The 19,781-nt window shown below is 69.9% G+C and carries 18 protein-coding genes; 6 read left to right on the top strand and 12 right to left on the bottom strand.

Annotated elements, in window-relative coordinates:
* Positions 1–4: 4 nt before the first annotated feature.
* The gene (locus NKG98_RS05480; protein ID WP_254768655.1) at positions 5–322 is read right to left on the bottom strand and encodes a DUF7967 family protein; all 318 of its coding nucleotides are present in this window, start codon (positions 320–322) and stop codon (positions 5–7) included.
* Between the two features lie 56 nt (positions 323–378).
* Here NKG98_RS05480 and NKG98_RS05485 point away from each other — a divergent pair, with 56 nt between their 5' ends.
* Positions 379–645 (top strand): DUF8142 family protein, encoded by a 267-nt coding sequence (locus NKG98_RS05485; RefSeq protein WP_254768656.1) that lies wholly within the window; start codon positions 379–381, stop codon positions 643–645.
* A 15-nt stretch (positions 646–660) separates the two neighbouring features.
* Here NKG98_RS05485 and NKG98_RS05490 read toward each other — a convergent pair whose 3' ends face one another.
* Positions 661–1,245 carry a GNAT family N-acetyltransferase gene (locus NKG98_RS05490; RefSeq protein WP_254768657.1) on the bottom strand — a complete coding sequence of 195 codons (585 nt, stop codon included), beginning with the start codon at positions 1,243–1,245 and terminating at the stop codon, positions 661–663.
* Between the two features lie 119 nt (positions 1,246–1,364).
* On the opposite strand from NKG98_RS05490, the gene NKG98_RS05495 reads away from it, so the two are divergent.
* Entirely contained in the window at positions 1,365–3,374 is a 2,010-nt protein-coding gene (locus NKG98_RS05495) for an AMP-binding protein (RefSeq protein WP_254768658.1), read from the top strand.
* A gap of 80 nt (positions 3,375–3,454) precedes the next feature.
* Positions 3,455–5,119 (top strand): aldehyde ferredoxin oxidoreductase C-terminal domain-containing protein, encoded by a 1,665-nt coding sequence (locus NKG98_RS05500; RefSeq protein ID WP_254768659.1) that lies wholly within the window; start codon positions 3,455–3,457, stop codon positions 5,117–5,119.
* Between the two features lie 36 nt (positions 5,120–5,155).
* Here NKG98_RS05500 and NKG98_RS05505 read toward each other — a convergent pair whose 3' ends face one another.
* Together NKG98_RS05505 and NKG98_RS05510 are read right to left on the bottom strand one after the other, a co-directional pair.
* Positions 5,156–6,085, bottom strand: a complete 930-nt coding sequence (locus NKG98_RS05505) for a DUF7983 family protein (RefSeq protein ID WP_254768660.1) — start codon at positions 6,083–6,085, stop codon at positions 5,156–5,158.
* An 87-nt stretch (positions 6,086–6,172) separates the two neighbouring features.
* Positions 6,173–6,472, bottom strand: a complete 300-nt coding sequence (locus NKG98_RS05510) for a ubiquitin-like small modifier protein 1 (RefSeq protein WP_254768661.1) — start codon at positions 6,470–6,472, stop codon at positions 6,173–6,175.
* A gap of 216 nt (positions 6,473–6,688) precedes the next feature.
* Here NKG98_RS05510 and NKG98_RS05515 point away from each other — a divergent pair, with 216 nt between their 5' ends.
* A complete protein-coding gene (locus NKG98_RS05515; protein WP_254768662.1) occupies positions 6,689–7,000 on the top strand; it encodes a cupin domain-containing protein in 312 nt (103 codons plus the stop codon).
* A gap of 6 nt (positions 7,001–7,006) precedes the next feature.
* Here the strand turns inward: NKG98_RS05515 and NKG98_RS05520 are convergent, their stop codons facing one another.
* From NKG98_RS05520 to NKG98_RS05550, 7 genes are all read right to left on the bottom strand, one after another.
* Complete coding sequence (locus NKG98_RS05520) at positions 7,007–7,516, bottom strand: YciE/YciF ferroxidase family protein (protein ID WP_254768663.1); 510 nt, start codon at positions 7,514–7,516, stop codon at positions 7,007–7,009.
* Between the two features lie 67 nt (positions 7,517–7,583).
* The gene (locus NKG98_RS05525) at positions 7,584–8,327 is read right to left on the bottom strand and encodes a hypothetical protein (RefSeq protein WP_254768664.1); all 744 of its coding nucleotides are present in this window, start codon (positions 8,325–8,327) and stop codon (positions 7,584–7,586) included.
* 46 nt (positions 8,328–8,373) lie between these two features.
* The gene (locus NKG98_RS05530) at positions 8,374–8,964 is read right to left on the bottom strand and encodes a DJ-1/PfpI family protein (protein ID WP_256558472.1); all 591 of its coding nucleotides are present in this window, start codon (positions 8,962–8,964) and stop codon (positions 8,374–8,376) included.
* Positions 8,965–9,036: 72 nt separating this feature from the next.
* The gene (gene dnaJ, locus NKG98_RS05535; RefSeq protein ID WP_254768665.1) at positions 9,037–10,206 is read right to left on the bottom strand and encodes a molecular chaperone DnaJ; all 1,170 of its coding nucleotides are present in this window, start codon (positions 10,204–10,206) and stop codon (positions 9,037–9,039) included.
* A gap of 95 nt (positions 10,207–10,301) precedes the next feature.
* A complete protein-coding gene (gene dnaK / locus NKG98_RS05540) occupies positions 10,302–12,233 on the bottom strand; it encodes a molecular chaperone DnaK (protein WP_254768666.1) in 1,932 nt (643 codons plus the stop codon).
* A gap of 185 nt (positions 12,234–12,418) precedes the next feature.
* On the bottom strand, positions 12,419–13,324 hold the full coding sequence (locus tag NKG98_RS05545) for a nucleotide exchange factor GrpE (RefSeq protein WP_254768667.1): 906 nt from the start codon (positions 13,322–13,324) through the stop codon (positions 12,419–12,421).
* Between the two features lie 99 nt (positions 13,325–13,423).
* Positions 13,424–15,106 (bottom strand): aldehyde ferredoxin oxidoreductase family protein, encoded by a 1,683-nt coding sequence (locus NKG98_RS05550; protein WP_254768668.1) that lies wholly within the window; start codon positions 15,104–15,106, stop codon positions 13,424–13,426.
* A gap of 70 nt (positions 15,107–15,176) precedes the next feature.
* Here NKG98_RS05550 and NKG98_RS05555 point away from each other — a divergent pair, with 70 nt between their 5' ends.
* Both NKG98_RS05555 and NKG98_RS05560 read left to right on the top strand, forming a co-directional pair.
* Positions 15,177–16,613, top strand: a complete 1,437-nt coding sequence (locus NKG98_RS05555) for a DEAD/DEAH box helicase family protein (protein ID WP_254768669.1) — start codon at positions 15,177–15,179, stop codon at positions 16,611–16,613.
* A gap of 169 nt (positions 16,614–16,782) precedes the next feature.
* The gene (locus NKG98_RS05560) at positions 16,783–18,330 is read left to right on the top strand and encodes a DUF790 family protein (protein ID WP_254768670.1); all 1,548 of its coding nucleotides are present in this window, start codon (positions 16,783–16,785) and stop codon (positions 18,328–18,330) included.
* A 12-nt stretch (positions 18,331–18,342) separates the two neighbouring features.
* Here NKG98_RS05560 and tuf read toward each other — a convergent pair whose 3' ends face one another.
* A complete protein-coding gene (gene tuf / locus NKG98_RS05565) occupies positions 18,343–19,608 on the bottom strand; it encodes a translation elongation factor EF-1 subunit alpha (RefSeq protein WP_254768671.1) in 1,266 nt (421 codons plus the stop codon).
* Positions 19,609–19,781: the final 173 nt, after the last annotated feature.

The raw sequence follows: 19,781 nt of genomic DNA on the forward strand, positions 1-19,781 counted from the left end.
CCGGTCAGACCGCGTCGTCGGGGCCGTGTCGGCTCGCCATCCGCGTCGCCTCCGCCGCGTACCGCTCGCGCGTCTCCGGGTCGTCCACGTCGCCGAGGGCCTCGTCGGGGACGAGCAGGCTCGCCTTCGTCTCCCGTGCGGGCCCGGTGAAACTCGGCAGCGCGCGCTCGCGGCGGTGGTACCGCGTCCCGTCCTCGGTCGCGTAGACGAGGATGATGAGGTTCAGTTCGTCGTCGGAGTACGTTCGCTCGACGAGCCAGACGCGGGTGCGCTCGTCCGCGTCGGCCGAACCGTCAGTCGCGTCCGACCGTTCGTCGTTCACGACCGTCACGTGGAGCGCCACGGACGTTTTTCTTTCGGGACGTCGACGACCCGGACGTGCGAACGGGCGCGCGGACCGACGACGCGACGATCGACCGCCGGCGAGCGGCGCTGTACGTCGCGCCGTTTCTCGCCGTCGGCCTGTTCAACCTGATCGTCCTGCTCGGCTGGGGGCTCGAACCGCTGTGGGCGTTCGCGATCCTCCCGCCGATGCTGTTCGTCGCCGCCGTCGGCTGGGTCGCGTTCAGGCACGGCTTCCACCGGCGGGACTCGGCGGGTGCGGACGCGGACGTCACGGCGGGGAGGAGCGGGGACGACGGGTGAGCGTCGGTCCGGTTCTCACCGCCCGGTGTCGTACTTGTAGGTCGCCTTCTCGGGGTCGATGCCGAAGTCCTCCGGGGACTCGCCCTCGTCGGCGCCCTCGTCGCGCTCGGCGGCCCCCTTGAACGCCTCGCGCAGGCGCTCGGGCATCCGGAAGCGGTCGACCTCGATCCGCAGGGGGACCGCGCCGGGGTCGACGCCCTCGCGCTTGGCCTCGAGGCGCTCCCGTAACACCGTCGGCAGGTCGCCGTCCTCGATGCGCCGGAAGCCGAACTGGGCGAGGTAGCCCCCCTCGCTCGTCAGCGCGTAGACCTCGTCGAACCCCTCGTCGCCGGCGTACTCGACCAGACGCTCGACGACGTGGGCGCCGACGCCCTGTCCGCGCCACCCTTCGAGGACGCCGATGCTGGTCAACTCGCAGACGTCGTCGCCGTCGGCGACCTTGTGGATGCGGATGCGTCCGAAGCCGGCTTTCGCCCCCGACTCCTCGTCGATGGCGACGACGTAGTCGCGCGAGCGGAACGCCGTGTCGTCGAGTCCCATCGCCTCGATGTGATCGAGAAGCCAGACCTCCTCCCGATTTTTTGCGTCCCGCACGTACATACACGCCGCTAGTCCGTCGGTCTGTAAAGAGTTTGTGTGCAATCACCGCCCGCGGCCGTACGGACGGCGACCCTAGAAATTACTTTGACGATCGGGCAAGAATTGCCCGACGAACGCCCATGGAAGGGACGATAGACCTCGACGAAGTGGTCCACGAACCGTCGCGGGAGTTCGTCGAATCGACGAACGTCCACGCCTTCATGCAGGCGTACGGCATCGACGACTACGACGAACTGATCGAGCGAACCACGGGCGACGTCGAAGGCGTCGCCGAGAGCGGTCTCGACTGGTTCTGGGACGAAGTCGTCGACTACCTCGGGATCGAGTTCTACGAGGCGTACGACGCGGTCCGCGAGGACGGCGAGGGCCCGCAGTTCACCGACTGGTACCCCGGCGGCGAACTCAACGTCGCCCACAACACCCTCGACCGCCACGCCGCCCGCGAGACCGAGACGCGCAACCGCGTCGCCGTCATCTGGGAGGGCGAGGACGGCGAGGTCCGGGAGGTGACCTACCACGAACTCCGCCGGCAGGCGAATCAGGTGGCGAACGCGCTCGAAGCGCGCGGGATCGAGACCGGCGATACCGTCGGCCTCTACATGCCGATGGTGCCCGAGGTGGTGTCGATCCTCTACGGCTGTTTCAAGGTCGGCGCGATCGCGGTGCCGATCTTCTCGGGCTTTGGCGTCGACGCCACCGCCACGCGCATCGAGGACGCCGAGTGCTCGGTGCTCTTTACGGGCGACGGCTTCTACCGCCGCGGCGAGCACGTCTCCCTCAAGGGCGCCGCCGACGAGGCGATCGAACAGGCCGGTCACGTCGAACACGCCATCGTCGTCGATCGGCTGGGCGCCAGCGACGACGCTTCTGACGTCGAGATTCCGTGGGACGACGACCGCGACGAGTGGTGGGTCGAGGCCGTCGAGACGCGCGACGACGACTACGAGACGAAGTCGCTGCCCTCCGATCAGGAGTCGATGCTGCTGTACTCCTCCGGGACGACGGGCAAGCCGAAGGGGATCGTCCACACCCACGCCGGCGTACAGACCCAGTGTGCGAAGGAACTGTACTTCGGCTTCGACCTGAAGCCCGCCGACCGGTTCTTCTGGGTGAGCGACATCGGCTGGATGATGGGGCCGTGGACGCTGATCGGCGTCCACACCTTCGGCGGCACCGTCTTCATGTACGAGGGCGCGCCCGACTACCCCCGACCGGACCGGTTCTGGGAGATGATCGACCGCCACGGGATCACCCAGTTCGGCATCTCGCCGACCGCGATCCGCGCGCTGCGCAAACACGGCGACGAGTGGGTGGAGGGCCACGACCTCTCCTCGCTGCGCCTGCTGGGATCGACCGGCGAGCCGTGGGACCCCGAAAGCTGGCGGTGGTTCTACGAGAAGGTCGGCGGCGGTCAGGCGCCCATTGTCAACATCTCCGGGGGCACCGAAATCTGCGGCTGTTTCCTGATGCCGATGCCGATCCAGTCGCTCAAACCCTGTACGCTCGGCGGGCCCGGCCTCGGAATGGACGTCGACATCGTCGACTCGGCCGGGAACTCGATCGCCGACAGCCACGAGCGGGGCTTCCTCGTCGCGCGTGACTCCTGTCCCAGCATGACGAAGTCGCTGTGGAGCGGCGACGAGCGCTACCTCGATGAGTACTGGTCGACGTGGGAGGACCTCTGGGACCACGGCGACTGGGCCCAGAAGGACGACGACGGCTTCTGGTTCCTCCACGGCCGCGCCGACGACGCGCTGAACGTCGCCGGCCGGAAGGTCGGCCCCGCGGAGGTCGAGGGGGCGCTGATCGACCACCCGGCGGTCAACCAGGCGGCCGCCGTCGGCGCCCCCGACGACACCACCGGTACGGCCGTCGTCGCCTACGTCATCCGCGAGGAGGGCGCCGAGGAGAGCGAGGACCTCCGGGAGGAACTGCGCGAGCAGGTCGGCGAGGAGCTAGGCAAGCCGTTCCGCCCGCGCGAGGTGCTGTTCGTCGACGAGTTCCCCAAGACCCAGTCGGGCAAGATCATCCGCCGGGCCATCGAGGCCACCTACACCGGCGAGGACCTCGGCGACATGAGCAGCATCGAGAACCCCGAGGCGCTCGAAGAGATCGAGGCGGCGCGGTAGCGACGCACGTTTTTTGCACCGAATCGGTTCGCGGTTCCGACTCGCGTACAGCTAAGTCGTCGCCCTCACAAATGGTCGGTATGCTCCACGCGACCGGCCCACTGCTCACCGTCGACGTCGGTGAGCGAACGGCGACGAGAACCGAGATAGAGGAGGTCCTCGAGACGTACGTCGGCGGCCGCGCGGCCGCGACGGCGCTGGCCCACGAGCGCATCCCGTTCGACGCCGACCCGTTCGGTCCCGAGAACCGCGCGTACCTCTCGACCGGCCCGCTCCAGCTCTCGCGGATGTCCTTCACCGGGCGGATGAACATGACGGCGCTCTCGCCGCTGACCGACGGCCTCGCGTCCACGAACGCGGGGGGCTACCTCTCGCGTAACTTCGCGGGGACGGGGATCAGCGTCCTCGAACTCGCCGGCGAGAGCGACGAGTTAGTGATCGTCCACGTCACTGACGACGGCGTGGAGTTCGAGGCCGTCCCGGAACTGGCGGGCGCGACGGTTCCCGAAGTCTCGGCGCACGTCGCGGAGACGCGAGACCTCGGCCCCGAACACTGCATCGCCATCGGGCCGGCAGGCGAGAACCTCGTCAGGTTCGCGAGCGTGATGACCTTCGACTCGCGGGCGTTCGGCCGGGGCGGCCTCGGCGCGGTGCTCGGGTCGAAGAACGTGAAGGCGGTCACGTTCGAGGGCGACGCCGCCCCGGACGTCGACGTCCCCGACGTGCAGACGGACGTCCACCGCGAGGCCGCCCAGTCCGACGACCGGATGAAGCGCCAGGGAACCACCGGCGGGACGGAGTTCATCAACGACAACTTCTCGCTTCCCACCAGATACTTCGAGGGCTACGAGTTCGAGCACGCCGCCGACATCGGCGGGCGCGCCGTCGAGGAGAAGAAGTACGAGCGGGGGGCGTGCTCGACCTGTGCCTACGCCTGCAAGCTTCCGACGCGGGACGAGGCACGCGGCGTGGAGACCGAGGGCCCGGAGTTCGAGACCGTCTACTCGTTCGGCTCCCTCCAGGGCGTCGGCGACATCGTGGACGTGATGCAGGCGAACGAACTCTGTGACACGCTCGGGATGGACACGATCTCGGCGGGCGTGACAGTCGCGGCCTACCTCGCGAGCGAGGACGCCTTCGGCGACGCCGAACTGGCCCGCGAGGTCACCGAACGGATCGCCTACCGCGAGGGGATCGGCGACTCCCTCGCCGAGGGCGTCCACCGCTGTCACGAGGAACTGGGCGTCGACGACTACACCGTCAAGGGGATGGAGTTCGCCGCCCACGACGGCCGCGTCCTCCACGGGCAGGGCCTCTCCTACGCGGTCGCGAACCGCGGCGCCGACCACATGTACGCCGGCATGCTGAGCCTCGAGTACGCCGGCGAGTTGAACCCCGAGGGGACGCTGGGGAAGGCGGAGACCCTCGTCGAACGGGAGAACTACGCGGCGTTTCGCGACTCGGGGATCGTCTGCGCGTTCGGCGGCGACTACGTCACCGACGAGCGCCTCGCGCGGCTGTTCGACGCCGACTACGAGGACCTGCTGGCGGTCGGCGCGCGGACCGTCGAACTCGAACGCCACTTCAACAATCGCCGCGGCTTCGACCGCACCGACGACGGCACGCCCTACGAGCTACCGGACCTCGAGGACGCGATTCAGGAGTACTACGACGCCCGCGGCTGGAACGAGGACGGCACCGTCCCCGACGCGGCGGTGGAGTCGGTCGCGCCGCCCGCCGAGTGACCGTCCGGCCGTCTCCGCGCGCCCGCGACCGGGCCGTCAGCCCACCGACAGCGCCTCCTCGAGTCGGTCCTCCAGGTCGTCGAGTTCCTCGCGGAGCGACTCGCCCGCTTCGTCCTCGAGGTCGGCGATCCGGTCGGCGAACCCCTGCAGGCGCGAGAACTTCTCGCTCTCGTCGACGCCCGTCTTCTGGACGTACACCTGCTCGTCGACGTCGTACACCTCGTCTTCCTCCAGATCCGTCGCGGCGAGGACCACGTCCAGTTTCTCCGGGTCGACCCCGAGCACCCACTCGCGGGGAATCCCGCGCTCGTCGAGGGCGTCGAGGACGGCCCCCTCGTCCTTCGGCCGCCGCCGTTCCCGGGTCGTCCGGCGCACCGTCCCGTACCGCCCGTGGAGGCGCTGGCCCGGTCCGAGTCGGTCGAGCAGCGGTTCCCGGGCGGAGCGGCGGAGCCGATCTGCCCCGCGCTGGACGTCCGAGAGCAGGACGTAGAGGTCGGTCAGCGCGTCCGTGTCGAGCCGATCGAGGTCCCCGGCGTCGAGGCGTTCGAGCAGGGCCGCGAGCAAGAGCGCGTCGTCGTGGACGCGCTCGGGCGGCGTCCGCGCCTCCTCGGGCGGGACGAGAAACGGGCTCTCGCCCGCGGTCGACTCCGCCGGCGCGCGTTCGATCGTCTCGCCGTCGCTGTCGTACGCGGCCGCGAGCGTCACCGCGCCGGCGTACGGCTCGACGCCGGGTGGGAGCCCCTCGACGGGCACCGGCCCGTCCGCGAGCCGGTCGGCGAACACCTCGAACTGCTCGCGCCAGAGCGTCCGCTCTTCCTCGCTGTCGAGGAAGCGAACGACGATCCGGTCGTCGAACGTCGCCTCGATCCGAAACCGCCGCTCGGAGACCGGGGTCACGAGCACGCTCCCCCGTTCGATCGACTCGCAGGCCTCCCGCAGGTCGTGCCAGAACGTATCGCCGGGCATGGCCGGCCGTTCGACGCGCCGGCGAAAGTAGTGACCCCCGGAGACTGACGGGCCGGTCACAGAAATGCAAGGAGGAAGCCCACGACTTTAGTCGTGAGAGGAATCCGACCCGCCGTAGACCGACGGCACCAGCCGGAAGACGTCGCCCGGCTCGACCGCGGTATCGAGGCCGTCGAGGTGTCTCACGTCCGTCCGGTTTTTCGTGACGACGGTCTTCTCCGCGAGGTCGTCGCCCGCGTCGTCGACGAGGCGTCCATCGAGTTCCGGGTACGCCGACTCGAGTTCGGCGAGCAGGTCGCCGACGCGCTGGGCGTCGGTCTCCCGGTGGACCGTCTTCTCGCCGACGTCCTCCCGAAACGGTCCGAAAAAGACACACTCGATCTGCACGCCCGGTGGTTGGGCGCGTTCGCTCTTGTAACCGACGGTTCCACCGGAGGGCCGCGGTACGCAGGTCGGCCTCTCGGTCGCGCCCGCGGCCCACGACGAGTGGTGGCCGCGGGTCCACGACTGGCCCGCGGCGCGGGACCGACGGCCGGAGCCGAGAATAACGATTCGAACGTGTTCGGGGCAGGAGGGAGATGCGTCCGGCCCGGACTTCGCCCTATGCCCGAGGTCACCGCGCTCGACGGTCTGGAGGAGGCCACCCACGCCGAAGTGTTCGCGGAGCGCCGGCCGCGGACGGTGCGCCTCCGCCTCGACGCCGGCGACCGCGTCCCGCCCCACACCCACCCCGGCACGAACGTCGTGTTACACCTGCTCTCGGGACGCCTCGAACTGACGCTCGACGACGAGACGTACGACCTGACGCCGGGAGAGGTGGCCCGGTTCAGCGGCGAGCGTGAGATCTCGCCACACGCGGTCGAGGACAGCACCGCGCTCGTCGTCTTCGCGCCGGCGGCGGACGAGGACGCGTAGTCGCGCTCAGGAGGGGGTGATCCGGTCCCACAGCGACTTCAGGTCCGAGGCGGTCGCCATCGCGTCGAGTTCGCGGTAGGCCGACTGCTCCTCGTCGAGGTTCTGCTGGAGCGGGTCCGTCACGTCGCCGCCGTAGTCGAGCTTTCGCGCCAGCATCAACAGCCCCTCGTACGCGGTCATCTCGATGCGCTCGGTCGTCATCCCCGCGACGAGGTAACTGGAGTTGAGCAGGTCGTCGTCGGTGATCTCCCCTTCCATCCGCTGGCGCTCCGTCTCGAGCGCGTCGAAGATCGGTTTCTCCGTCGGCGCCGGCGTGACGTCGACGGCGTCGAACACCTGCTCGAGGCGACGCACCTGCTCGCGCGTCTCCTCGCGGTGGTCCGCGAATCCCCGGCTGATCCGGTCGTTCGTCGCGTTGATCGCCATCTCGTCGAGCGTCTCGACGAGTTGCGTCTCGACGTAGTACACCTGTCGGAGCTTGTGAACGAACAGTTCGTGGAGGTCGTTTATAGGCATCTCACCTAGGCCCGGGGACGACCAGCCGCATAGTCGTGGACCACGATGTTGCAGGCCAGACGGCGAGTCAGCCGATGTCGACGGTCTCGGGGTCGACGTGGCGCGATTCGGGCTCGTCGGGAGAGACGACGAGCGCGGGCGCCGGAGCGTCCTCCTCTTCCGCCGGGTCACCGAGGACGACGACGCCGTCGGCTAGCAGCGGCGCGATCACGCCCGCCGCGACCGTTCCGGGGGTCGACAGCGGCGCCCGGACGGCGACCCGGTCGCCCGGTTCGAGTCCGGCGTCGTCGACGACGTCGCGGGCCGCCTCGACGACCGCGCCGTGGGAGTAGGTTCGCGCGCCGTCCGCGAGCAGCGGCGTGTCGGGGTCGATCGAGAGCGGCGGGAACGCCGGATTCTCGCTCCAGAGGCCGGCGTCGAAGTGGTGGACGGCGGGTGCCTCGGGCTTCCCGCCGTAGCCGACCCGCTGGGCGCCCCGGGGGAGGTCGTAGTCGTCGAGCGCGTCGACGGGGCCGACGAGCGCGCGGAAGTCCTCGCTCCCGGCGAGGTCCCGCGGCGGGTCGAACCGGGTCGTCCCCTCCAGCAGCGCGGTCCCGAAGAAGGCGAGCAGGGCCAGCGGCCCCTCGCCGACGACGCCGACGGTCACGCCCCGGCGCACCCCGGCGTGTCGCAGGAAGTTCCCCGACTTCCAGGCGGTCGTACAGAGCCAGTGGTAGTCGTACGCGCGCCCGGTCGCGTCGACGAGCGCGGGTCGCTCGTCGCGTCGGTCCCGTGTCAGGAGGTCGCCCACCGTCTCCGCGTCCGCGTCCATACGCGCGGCTTTCGGCCGCGATCAAAAAAGCGCGCCGGTCGGGCCGTCAGTCGTCGGCCGCCGCGGGCGCCTCGTGTTCGACGTCGGTGCCGAGGACGTCGAGGAACTCCGCGAGCCACTCGGGGTGGTCCGGCCACGCCTGCCCCGTCACGAGGGCGCCGTCGCGGACGACGCCGTCCTCCCAGTCGCCGCCGGCGGCGAGCACCTCGGCTTTCAGCGCCGGGTAGGCGGTGCAGGTCCGCCCCTCCAGCACGTCCGCGGCCGAGAGGATCTGCGCGCCGTGACACAGCGACGCGACGGGCTTGTCCGCGGCGAAGAAGTGCCGGACGATTTCGAGCACCTCGTCGTAGGTCCGGAGGTACTCGGGCGCGCGGCCGCCGGGGATCACCAGCGCGTCGTAGTCGGCCGGGTCCACGGCGTCGAAGTCGTGCGTGAGTTCGAAGCCGTGCCCCGGCTTCTCGGTGTAGGTCTGGTCGCCCTCGAAGTCGTGGACCGCAGTCGGGCAGATCTCGCCCGCCTCCTTCTCCGGGCAGACGGCGTGGACGTCGTGGCCGACCATCTGTAGCGCCTGAAACGGTACCATGACCTCGTAGTCCTCCACGAAATCGCCGGCGAGTAGCAGTATCGTTGCCGTCACGGGAAACACCCGGGTCGACGGTTCGACGCGCGCCGACAAGAATGTGCCCCGTGGTACCGCGGCCCGCGGCGGTCAGAAGCTCCGCTTGATCCGCTCGAAGAACCCCTCCTTGACGTCGATCTCCTCGCCGCCGGCCTCGGCGAACGCCTCCAGGGCCTCGCGCTGTTCCTCGTTGAGGCTCTCGGGGGTGACGACCTGCACCTGGACGTAGAGGTCGCCGTCCCCGCGGCGTTCGAGGCGGGGCATGCCCTCGCCCTCGATGCGGAACACCTCGCCGCTCTGGGTTCCCCGCGGGATCTCGAGGTCGACGCTCCCGTCGAGGGTCGGCACCTCGACCGTGTCGCCGAAGGTCGCCTGCGGGAACGAGATCGGCAGGCGGTACCGGAGGTCGTCGCCGTCGCGCTCGAACGCCTCGTGGTCGCGGACCGCGACGTCGATCAGCAGGTCGCCGCGGGGGCCGCCGTTCGGACTCGGCGCGCCCTCGTTCCCCATCCGGAGGGTCTGGCCGTCCCGGATGCCGGCGGGGACCTCGACGACGAGCGTCGCCTCGGTGCGGACGTACCCCTCGCCGCGACACTCCTCGCAGGTCTCGGAGTACAGCGTCCCCTCGCCCTCGCAGCGCCGGCAGGTGGTCGTCTGCTGGACGCGCCCGAGCGGCGTCTGCTGGACCTGCGTCACCTGTCCGCGACCCTGACACTCCGGACAGGTCTGTGCCTCGGCGCTCGGCGGGTGACCCGCGCCGCCACAGACGTCACACTCCTCGGGCCGTTCGACCGTGAACTGCTTCTCGACGCCCTCGTAGGCCTCTTCGAGGTCGATCTCGAGGGCGGTCCGGAGGTCCCGACCCTTCCGGGGCCGGTCGCGGCGGCGACCCCCGCCCCCGCCGAAGACCTGCTCGAAGAGGTCGCCGAGGCCGCCACCGCCCATCCCGCCGCCGCCCATGCCGCCGAACGGGCCGCCACCCATGCCGCCGGGGCCCGCGCCGCCGCCGGCGCCGGCGTCGAAGCCGTGCTTCTCGGCCTGTTCGTAGCGGTCGTGGCCCATCCGGTCGTAGGCCTGGCGTTTGTCCTCGTCGGTCAGGACCTTCTTTGCCTTCTGGATCTTCTTGAACTTCTCCTCGGCGTCGGGGTCGTCGCTGACGTCCGGGTGGTACTCGGCGGCCTTCTTCCGGTACGCCCGCTTGATCTCGTCCTCGGAGGCGTCGGGACTGACCCCGAGCACGTCGTAGAAGTCCTCGCTCATTCGTTGCTCCCCGGTAATCCGTTGAAACACTTGAAACGACCGTTCGGGCCGCGCGCGTCGGCCGCGTCAGTCCGCCGATCGAGAGACGCCCGGCGTCACTCGTCCTCGTCGTCGAAGTCGACGTCCTCGAAGTCGGCGTCGACGAACTCCTCGCCGTCGTCGCCGCCGCCGGCACCCGCGCCGGGGCCGGGGTTCGGACCGGCGCCCATGCCGCCGGGGCCCGCGCCGCCCGCGGCCGCGCCGCCAGCGCCGCCGGCGCCGCCGGGGCCCGCGCCCGCCGCGCCGGCCTCCTGGTAGATCTGCTTGCCGATCTCCTGGAGTTCCTTGCTCAGGTCCTCGGTCGCGGCCTCGATGTCCTCGGCGTCGGCGTCGGAGTCGTCGATCGTCTCTTCCAGGTCCTCGACGGCGGCCTCGATGCTCTCGCGGAGGTCGGCGTCGATCTCGTCGTTCTCCTCGAGGAGCGTCTCGGCGCGCTGGATCGTCGCCTCGGCCGTGTTACGGGCCTCGATGCGCTCGCGGCGCTTCTTGTCCTCCTCGGCGTGCTCCTCGGCCTCGTTTTGCATCCGCTCGATCTCCTCGTCCGAGAGGCCGGCGCCGCCTTCGATGGTGATCTCCTCGCTCGTTCCGGTGCCCTTGTCCTCGGCGGTGACGTTGACGATGCCGTTCTCGTCGATGCTAAACGTGACCTCGATCTGGGGCGTGCCGGCGGGCGCCGGCGGGATGCCCGTCAGGTGGAACTCGCCCAGCAGTTCGTTCTTCTCGGCGAGTTCGCGCTCGCCCTGGAAGACGCGCACCTGCACCGTTGTCTGGTTGTCCGCCGCGGTGGTGAAGATCTTCGACTCCTCGGTCGGGATCGTCGTGTTCTTCTCGATGAGCCGTTCGAAGAGGCCGCCTTTGACCTCGATGCCCAGCGAGAGCGGCGTGACGTCAAGCAGGACGATGTCGTCGACCTCGCCGCCGAGGACGCCGCCCTGGATCGCCGCGCCGAGCGCGACGGCCTCGTCGGGGTTGACGTTCTTCTGGGGCTCTTTGCCCGTCAGCTCCTCGACCTTCTCGGCGACCTGGGGCATCCGGGTCGAGCCACCGACGAGCAGCACCTCGTCGATGTCGTCTTTGGAGTAGCCGGCGTCTTCGAGGGCCTGCTCGGTCGGCTCGACGGTGCGGTCGATCAGGTCGGCGGTGAGCGACTCGAACTTCGCGCGGGTGAGCGACTTTTCGAGGTGGATCGGCCCGTCGTCGGTCGCGGTGATAAAGGGCAGGTTGATCTCGGTCTCCTTGCGCGAGGAGAGTTCGATCTTGGCCTCCTCGGCGGCGTCTTTCAGCCGCTGGAGCGCCTGCCGGTCCTCGCGGAGGTCGATACCGTGTTCGCCCTCGAAGTCGTCGGCCAGCCAGTCGATGATCGCCTCGTCCCAGTCGTCGCCGCCGAGGTCGTTGTCGCCGTTGGTGGCGACGACCTCGTAGACCCCGCCGCCGAGGTCGAGGATGGAGACGTCGAAGGTGCCGCCGCCGAGGTCGTAGACGAGGACGGTCTGGTCGGAGTCGTCGTCCAGCCCGTAGGCCATCGACGCGGCCGTCGGCTCGTTGATGATGCGTTCGACCTCGAAGCCGGCGATCTCGCCGGCGTCCTTGGTCGCCTGGCGCTGTCGGTCGGAGAAGTACGCGGGCACCGTAATGACGGCCTTCTCGACCTCGTCGCCGAGGTAGTCCTCGGCGTCGCGTTTGATCTTCTGGAGGATCATCGCCGAGATCTCCTCCGGCGTGAACTCCTCGCCGTCGACCTCGACGGTGTGGTCGTCCTCCCCCATGTGGCGCTTGATCGAGGCGATCGTCCGCTCGGGGTTCTGGATCGCCTGGTTCTTCGCCGGCTTGCCGACGAGGCGCTCGTCGTCGTCGGTGAAGGCGACGACCGACGGCGTCGTCCGGTCGCCTTCGGAGTTGACGATGATCTCCGGATCGCCGCCTTCCATCACGGCGAAGGCGCTGTTCGTCGTACCGAGGTCGATTCCGAGGATCTTGTTACTCGCCATCTGAAAGGGTATAGTGCGCACTTTGTTTTAAAGGTTACTACACGGTTCGAGCTGACGAATAAAATTCAGATCGCCGACGGCTGGACCGGCCGCGATCCCGACACCGTCGGTCGATCCTTCCCGTCGGCGACGCGGACGGACGCGTCGCTACCGAGTGCGGCGAGTCGCGGAGAATCGGTCGGCGGTTACTCCTCGTCGACGACCTCGCCGTCGGGATCGAGCGCTCCCCCGTCGGCGTCTACGGGTTCGTCCGCGTCCGTGTCGCCCTCGTCCGCGGCCCCGTCGTTCGCGTCGTCTTCGCCCGCTTTGGCCACCTCGTCCCCGTCGAGTTCGCCGTTGCTGACGGTCACCTGAGCGTTCTGGATGACCTTCCCGTCCATCTCGTAGCCCGGCGTGTAGACGTCGGCGATCGTCCCCTCGGGCTGGCCGCTGTCGACCTGCACCATCACCTCGTGGCGCTGGGGGTCGACATCGCTGCCGGGGTCGGGGTCGATCTCCTCGACGTCCTCGTCGGCGAGGACGCGGTCGAACTCCTTGAGGGTCATCTCGACGCCCTCGCGAAGGCTCTCGACGTCGTCGCTCTCCTCGGCGAGCGCGCGCTTCAGGTTGTCGCGGACGCCCACCAGCCGCTCGACGAGGTCCTCGGTGGCGCGGGACTTGATCTGTTCCTGGCGCTTTTTCGCGCGCTTCTTGTAGTTCTGGAAGTCGGCCTGCTTGCGCTTGAGGTGGCTCTCGAGTTCGTCGATCCGCTCCTCGCGGTCGTCGAGGTCCGCCCGCAACTCCTCGATCGTCTCCGCCTGGGCGTCGACGCGCTCGCGCAGGTCCGCCAGTTCCTCGCGCTGGTCGGAGACCGTCCCGTTGAGGTCGCGGGCCGTCTCGACGACGACGTTGACCTCGCGGGCGAGGTCGTCGTCGAGTTCCGCGATCTCGTCGAGCAACTGCCCGACGTCTTTGGTCTGGGCCTCCTCGGGCGCGGAGTCCCCTTCCGACTCCTCGACGCCGGCTTCGGCCTCCGTCTCGGCCCCGTCGTCGCCGGCGGATCCCTCCGCGGCCGCGCCGGGAACGGAGTTCGTGCCCTCGTCTTCGCTCATGTCCCTGTCAAGGAACAGCGGTAATAAAAGGATTGAGGTACGGGCCCGCGGCCCGGTACGGATCGCCGCAGTCGGCCGATTCGCGCGCCGTTCGACGGCTCAGTCGGCGCCGGGCGCCGCGGCCGCCGCCGCCTCGTCGGGCACCGTCCCCCGGTCGGTCCAGCCGCGGACGTCGTAGTACTCCTCGAGGGCCGCCTCGAAGCCGTCGAGGTCGTCGGCGTACGGCAGCGTGTCGTCCGACCGGTCGAAGCCACGGCGGTTGTTGAAGTGCCGCTCGAGCGTCACCACCCGCTCGCCCACGTCGAGCAGCGACTCGTAGTCCGCGCCGAACAGCGCCTCGTATCGCTCGGGCGTCATCGTCCCCCGGGAGAACCGACAGACGATCCCGCAGTCTTCGAGCGCCCGCGCGTTCTCCTGTTCGGCGATCGCCGCCGGCTTCCCATCGAATCCCGCCTGCGGGAACGACGCCTCGCGGTCGACGAGGGGGTACTCCCACGCGTAGAACGTCGAGTACATGTGGTCGGCCCCGCGGTTCGCGACCGCGTAAGCCAGCCCCTGGCCGTGGAGGGTGCGGCCCTCGTGGCCCGCAAACGAGAGGCGCTTGACCGTCCAGTCCTCGACGCCGAGGTCGTCGGCCGCCCGGCCGATCCCCTCGGCGAGGGAGTCGCCGACGCCCTCGCGGCGGGCGATCTTCTCGACCGTCTCGTGGACCAACTCGGCGTCGCCGAAGGCGTCCTCGCTCGCGAGGTAGGCCGCGACCGTGTTTCCACAGGAGATCGTGTCCATCCCAAGCGTGTCACAGAGTTCGTTCGCCTGCATCACGTCGACGACGTCGTCGACCGCGCAGTTCGAGCCGAACGCCATCACGGTCTCGAACTCCGGGCCCTCCGTCTCCACGCCGCGTGCCTCGTCCCGCGTCGGGAGTTTACAGGCGAACGCGCAGGCCGAGCAGGTCCCTCGCTCGTACTTCTTCTCCTCGACGGCGTCGCCGTTGATTCCCTCGACGCCCTCGAACCGCCGCTCGGAGAAGTACCGCGTCGGCAACCCGTCCACTTCGTTCGCGAGGTCCGTCACCGACGTCGTCCCCTGTCGCTTCATGACGTGCTCGGAGGTCGCCGCCTCGCGGTGGACCTCGGTCGCGACGTCCGGCAGGTCGACGTCCGGGGCGGCGTCGCCCTCGAACGTGACCGCCTTCACGTTCTTCGAACCCATCACGGCTCCGAGGCCGCCCCGGCCGAACGCGCGGCTCTCGGAGGTCATGATCGAGGCGAACCGGACGCGGTTCTCGCCCGCGGGACCGATCGCGACGACGTGCTCGGGGCCGAGGCCGCGGCCCTCGACGTGGTCGGTGACTTCGGGAACCGTCGCGCCCGCCAGTTCCGGGACGGCCTCGAACTCCACGCCCGCCCCGGTGACGTGGACGATCACCACCTCGTCGCTCGTCCCGACGAGTTCGACCGCGCCGTACCCCGTCGCGGCGAGGTTGCGCGAGACGAACCCGCCGGCGTTCGACGAGAGCAGGCCGCCGGTCAGCGGCGAGACGCCGGTGCAGTTCGTCCGCCCGGTGTAGCTCATCTTCGAACGCTGCAGGGGCCCCGTGGTGAACACGAGGCGGTTCTCGGGGCCGAACGGGTCGGCGTCGAACGGGATGCGCTCGTGGGCCAGCGCCGTCGCCACGCCGCGGCCGCCGATAAACGACTCGTGGATCGCGTCGATCGGCGTGCGCTCGGTCGTCCGGTCGGAGCAGTCGACGGTGAGCAGCGGGCCGGTCGCGTGGAGCATCGGTGACGATTCCGTGGACGCGCGCGCTAATAAATCCGCGAGCCGCGCCCGTCGGCCGAGCGCCGGAGCTATGTCGCTCCCGGCCCGACCTCCCGGCGTGACACCGATCCGCCTCCGGCACGACGAGGGAACGATCCGCGTCGAGGGGTCCGACGAGGCGCTGGCGTCGGTCCGCGAGGCGGCGCCCGAGGTCGAACTCGAACCCGACCCCCGCAGCGGGACGTTCCGCGCCCCCGCCTTCCGGTACGCCGACCTCCGGGCGGCGCTCGCCGAGCGCGGGGTTCCCGTCGACGACCGCGTCCTCTCGCTGCCCGACGTCGGCGCCCTCGCGTCGGCGTACGAGCTTCGGGCCTACCAGCGCGAGGCCACGGACGACTGGCTCGCGACCGACCGCTGGCGCGACCTCGGCGACGCGCCGGCGCCCGGGCAGGCTCCCGGCGGCGTCCTCGAACTCCCCACCGGCAGCGGCAAGACCGTGATCGGGCTGAAGGCGATCGAGCGCCTCGCGGTCCCGACGCTCGTCGTCGTCCCGACGATCGACCTGCTCGACCAGTGGGGCCGCGAACTCGAACGCGAGTTCGGGGGGCCGATCGGACGCTTCGGCGGCGGCGAGCAGCGCCGCGAGCCGATCACCGTCTCGACGTACGACTCGGCGTACCTCAAGGCCGATTCCGTCGGCGACCGCTTCGGCCTCGTCGTCTTCGACGAGGCCCACCACCTCGGCGGCGAGGGCTACCGCGAGATCGCGCGCCTGCTCGCCGCGCCCGCGCGGATGGGACTCACGGCCACGTTCGAGCGGCCCGACGGCGCCCACGAGGTCGTCGAGGAGGTCGTCGGCCCGCTGGCCTGTCGGGTCGACGTGGACGAACTCGCCGGCGACCACCTCGCCGACTACGACGTGAAGCGACTCGAAGTGACGCTCACCCCGGAGGAACGCGAGGCGTACGACCGCAACCAGGAGGTCTTTACCGACTACCTCGCACGGTCGAACATCCAGCTTCGCAGCGGCTCCGACTACCAAGAACTCGTCAAACGGTCCGGGTCGGATCCGCGAGCGCGCGAGGCATTGCTCGCCAAACAGCGCGCCCGCGAGATCGTCTACGGCAGCGAGGCGAAACTCGACGCGCTCGAAACCATCCTCGAAGAGCACCGCGAGGACCGGATCATCGTCTTCACGGCGTACAACGACCTCGCCTACGACGTCAGCGAGCGGTTCCTGATCCCGACGATCACCCACCAGACGGGCGCCGCCGAGCGCCGCGAGGTACTCGGGCGGTTCCGCGAGGGGGCCTACTCGCGCGTGGTGACCTCGAACGTCCTCGACGAGGGCGTCGACGTCCCCGACGCGAACGTGGCGGTAGTCCTCTCCGGAAGCGGGAGCGAACGCGAGTTCACCCAGCGACTCGGTCGGATCCTCCGACCGAAAGGCGACGGGCGGCGCGCGCTGCTGTACGAGGTCGTGAGCGGCGACACCGCCGAGGAACGCGTCGCCAGCCGGCGGCGCTGAAACGACGATCGATCCCGGCCGGACGGAACCGGGCGAACGTCCCGAGTCGGTCTGGCGACGGTCGCCGACACGTTCGTCGTGCCCCTCCTGCCGCTCCCGGAGCCGGTGCCGTTCGTCTGAGCGCGCCGTCCGGGTGACTTTTAGCGGTTTCGCCCCCACGTCCCGATAGATGCTGACGAAGGACCTGCTTCGCGTCTCGCGAGCGGGCGGCGGCTACCGCCCGCGGTTCGCCGGGCGCGAACACCGCCCGCTGGCCGCCCGCGTCGTCGGGACCTTTCAGGGGCACGTCGGCGAGCCCCGCGGGGCCCTCGACGACGCCCTCGCCGACCTCGAAGCCGACGCAGAGCACTTCAAACTCGTCCGCGGCTTCGCCGCCCTCCTCGAACGCGACGCGACCTTCGAGACTCGCTCGCCGGTCGACCCCGAGCGGGCGCGCCGGGCGGCCTTCGAGGCGGCCGAGGCGGTCGGCGTCGTCGGCGCGGACGAGCGGACCGCGGCGCTCGCTCGGGCGGCCGACCGCCTCGGGGACGGGGTCGACGCCGACGACGTCGAGCGGTCGCTGTACGCCGACCTCGAGGAGCGACGGGTCCTCGCCGCCGCCGACCCGCGGTGGGACCCCGACGACCTCGTGGCCCAGTACAACCTCTCGCTCGCGCAGACGGCGCTGTTCGACGCGACGGAGGTGCGCGTTCGCTCGTCGGACCCGAAGGCGCTCGTCTCGGCGGTCAAGCGACTGCGGCTGATGTACGAGATCCGCAAGACGGCCGACGGCCGCGAGGTCGTCGTGACGGGGCCGACGCGGCTCTTCCGCGCGACCCGCCGGTACGGCACCCGGTTCGCTCGCCTCCTGCGGACGGTCGCGAAAGCCGACACGTGGCGCCTCGAGGCGACCGTCGACGACCGCGGGACCGAGCGGACGCTCGTCCTCACCCACGAGGACTCCGTCCGGGTCCCCGACGCCGACCCGGTCGCCGAGGTCGAGTACGACAGCGGCGTCGAGGCCGACTTCGCGGCTCGCTTCTCGGGGCTCGGCCTCGACTGGGACCTCGTCCGCGAGCCCGAACCGCTGGCGACGGGCACGCGCGTGATGATCCCCGACTTCGCGTTCGACTATCGTCCCGCGGGCGGTCCCCGCGGGGATACCGCCGAAGGAGGGGACGCGGACTTCCGCGTCTACTTCGAGATCATGGGGTTTTGGACCCCCGAGTACGTCGCGAAGAAGCTCTCGCAACTCGAAGGCCTGGAGGACGTCGACATGCTCGTCGCCGTCGACGAGAGCCTCGGCGTCGGCGAGGAGATCACCGCACACGACCACCGCGCGATCCCCTACTCGGGGTCGGTGCGGGTGAAAGACGTCGTCGACGTCCTCCGGGAGTACGAGGACGAACTGGTCGCCGAGAGCGCGGCCGCGCTCCCGGACGAACTGGTCCCCGACGAGGACGTCGTCGCGCTCGCGGACCTCGCGGCCCGCCGCGGGGTCGGCGAGGACGCCCTCGCCGCGGTCGCGTTCCCCGACCACGAACTCGTGGGGCGGACGCTGATCCGCCCCGGAACGCTCGCGTCGATCGGCGACGACCTCGACGCCGGGATGACGCTCGCGGACGCGGAGGCGGTGCTCGACGATCACGGAGTGAGCGACGCCAGCGCCGCGCTCTCGCGGCTCGGCTACCGCGTCGAGTGGGAGGGACTCGGCGGCGGCACCCTGCGCGAACGGTGACCGCGGCCGCCGTCAGCGTTCGTTGACGTCGAGGACCCGGCCCGCGGCCACCGTCTGGCCCATGTCGCGGATGGCGAAGCTCCCGAGTTCGGGGATCTCGCTCGACGGTTCGATCGACAGCGGCTTCTGGGGACGGACCGTCACGACGGCCGCGTCGCCGGCCTGAACGAAGTCCGGTTCCTCCTCTTTCACCTCGCCGCTCGCGGGGTCGATCTTCTGGTCGAGCGACTCGATCGTACAGGCGACCTGCGCCGTGTGGGCGTGGAAGACCGGCGTGTAGCCCGCGGTGATCACGCTGGGGTGTTGCATGACGACGATCTGGGCCTGGAACGTCTCGGCGACGGTCGGCGGAGCGTCGGCGGGGCCACAGACGTCACCGCGGCGGATGTCGTTCTTGCCGATGCCGCGGACGTTGAACCCGACGTTGTCGCCCGGTTCCGCCTGCGGGATCTCCTCGTGGTGCATCTCGATCGTCTTGACCTCGCCGCCGACGTCGCTGGGCTGGAAGGAGACGTCGTCGCCGGTCTCCATGACGCCGGTCTCGACGCGGCCGACGGGGACGGTGCCGATGCCGGAGATGGTGTAGACGTCCTGAATCGGCAGGCGCAGCGGCGCGTCCGTCGGCGGTTCGGGTTGGGGCAGGTCGTTCAGCGACTCGAGGACCGTCGGACCGTCGTACCACTGCGTGTTGTCGGACGGTGCGGCCACGTTGTCGCCCTCGAAGGCCGACATCGGGACGAACGAGGCGTCCTCGGTCGCAAAGCGGACCTGTTCGAGCAGCGTCTTCACCTCCTCGACGACCTCCCGGTAGCGGGTCTCCTCGTAGTCGACGAGGTCCATCTTGTTGACCGCGACGATCAGTTCGCCGATGCCGAGCGTGCGCGCGAGGAAGACGTGTTCGCGCGTCTGGGGCTGGACGCCGTCGTCGGCGGCGACGACGAGCACCGCGTTGTCGGCCTGTGACGCCCCGGTGATCATGTTCTTCACGAAGTCGCGGTGGCCCGGCGTGTCCACGACCGTGAAGTAGTACTCGTCGGTGTCGAACTCCTGATGGGCGATGTCGATCGTCAGGCCGCGCTCGCGCTCCTCGGCGAGGTTGTCCATCACGTAGGCGAACTCGAAGCCGCCCTTGCCCTTCTCCTCGGCTTCCTGGCGGTGCTGTTCGATGACGTGCTCGGGGATGTTGCCCGTCTCGAACAGCAACCGCCCGACCAGCGTGGACTTCCCGTGGTCGACGTGCCCGATGATGGCGAGGTTCTGGTGCGGTTTGGCGCTCATCGAAACCACCGGCTAATGGTACGTCATGACACGACAAAGACGTTGAGGTGTGACGGCTCCCTTACACGGCCCGGGGACCGCCCGCTCGGTCGGTCACGCCGTCGTTACACTTTCCCGGAGTGCCGTTTCACTACATTTGAAATAATCATTAAGAACCTGCCGGGGGTACAAAT

The organism is Salinilacihabitans rarus, assembly GCF_024296665.1.
In the GTDB taxonomy this organism is placed as follows: domain Archaea; phylum Halobacteriota; class Halobacteria; order Halobacteriales; family Natrialbaceae; genus Salinilacihabitans; species Salinilacihabitans rarus.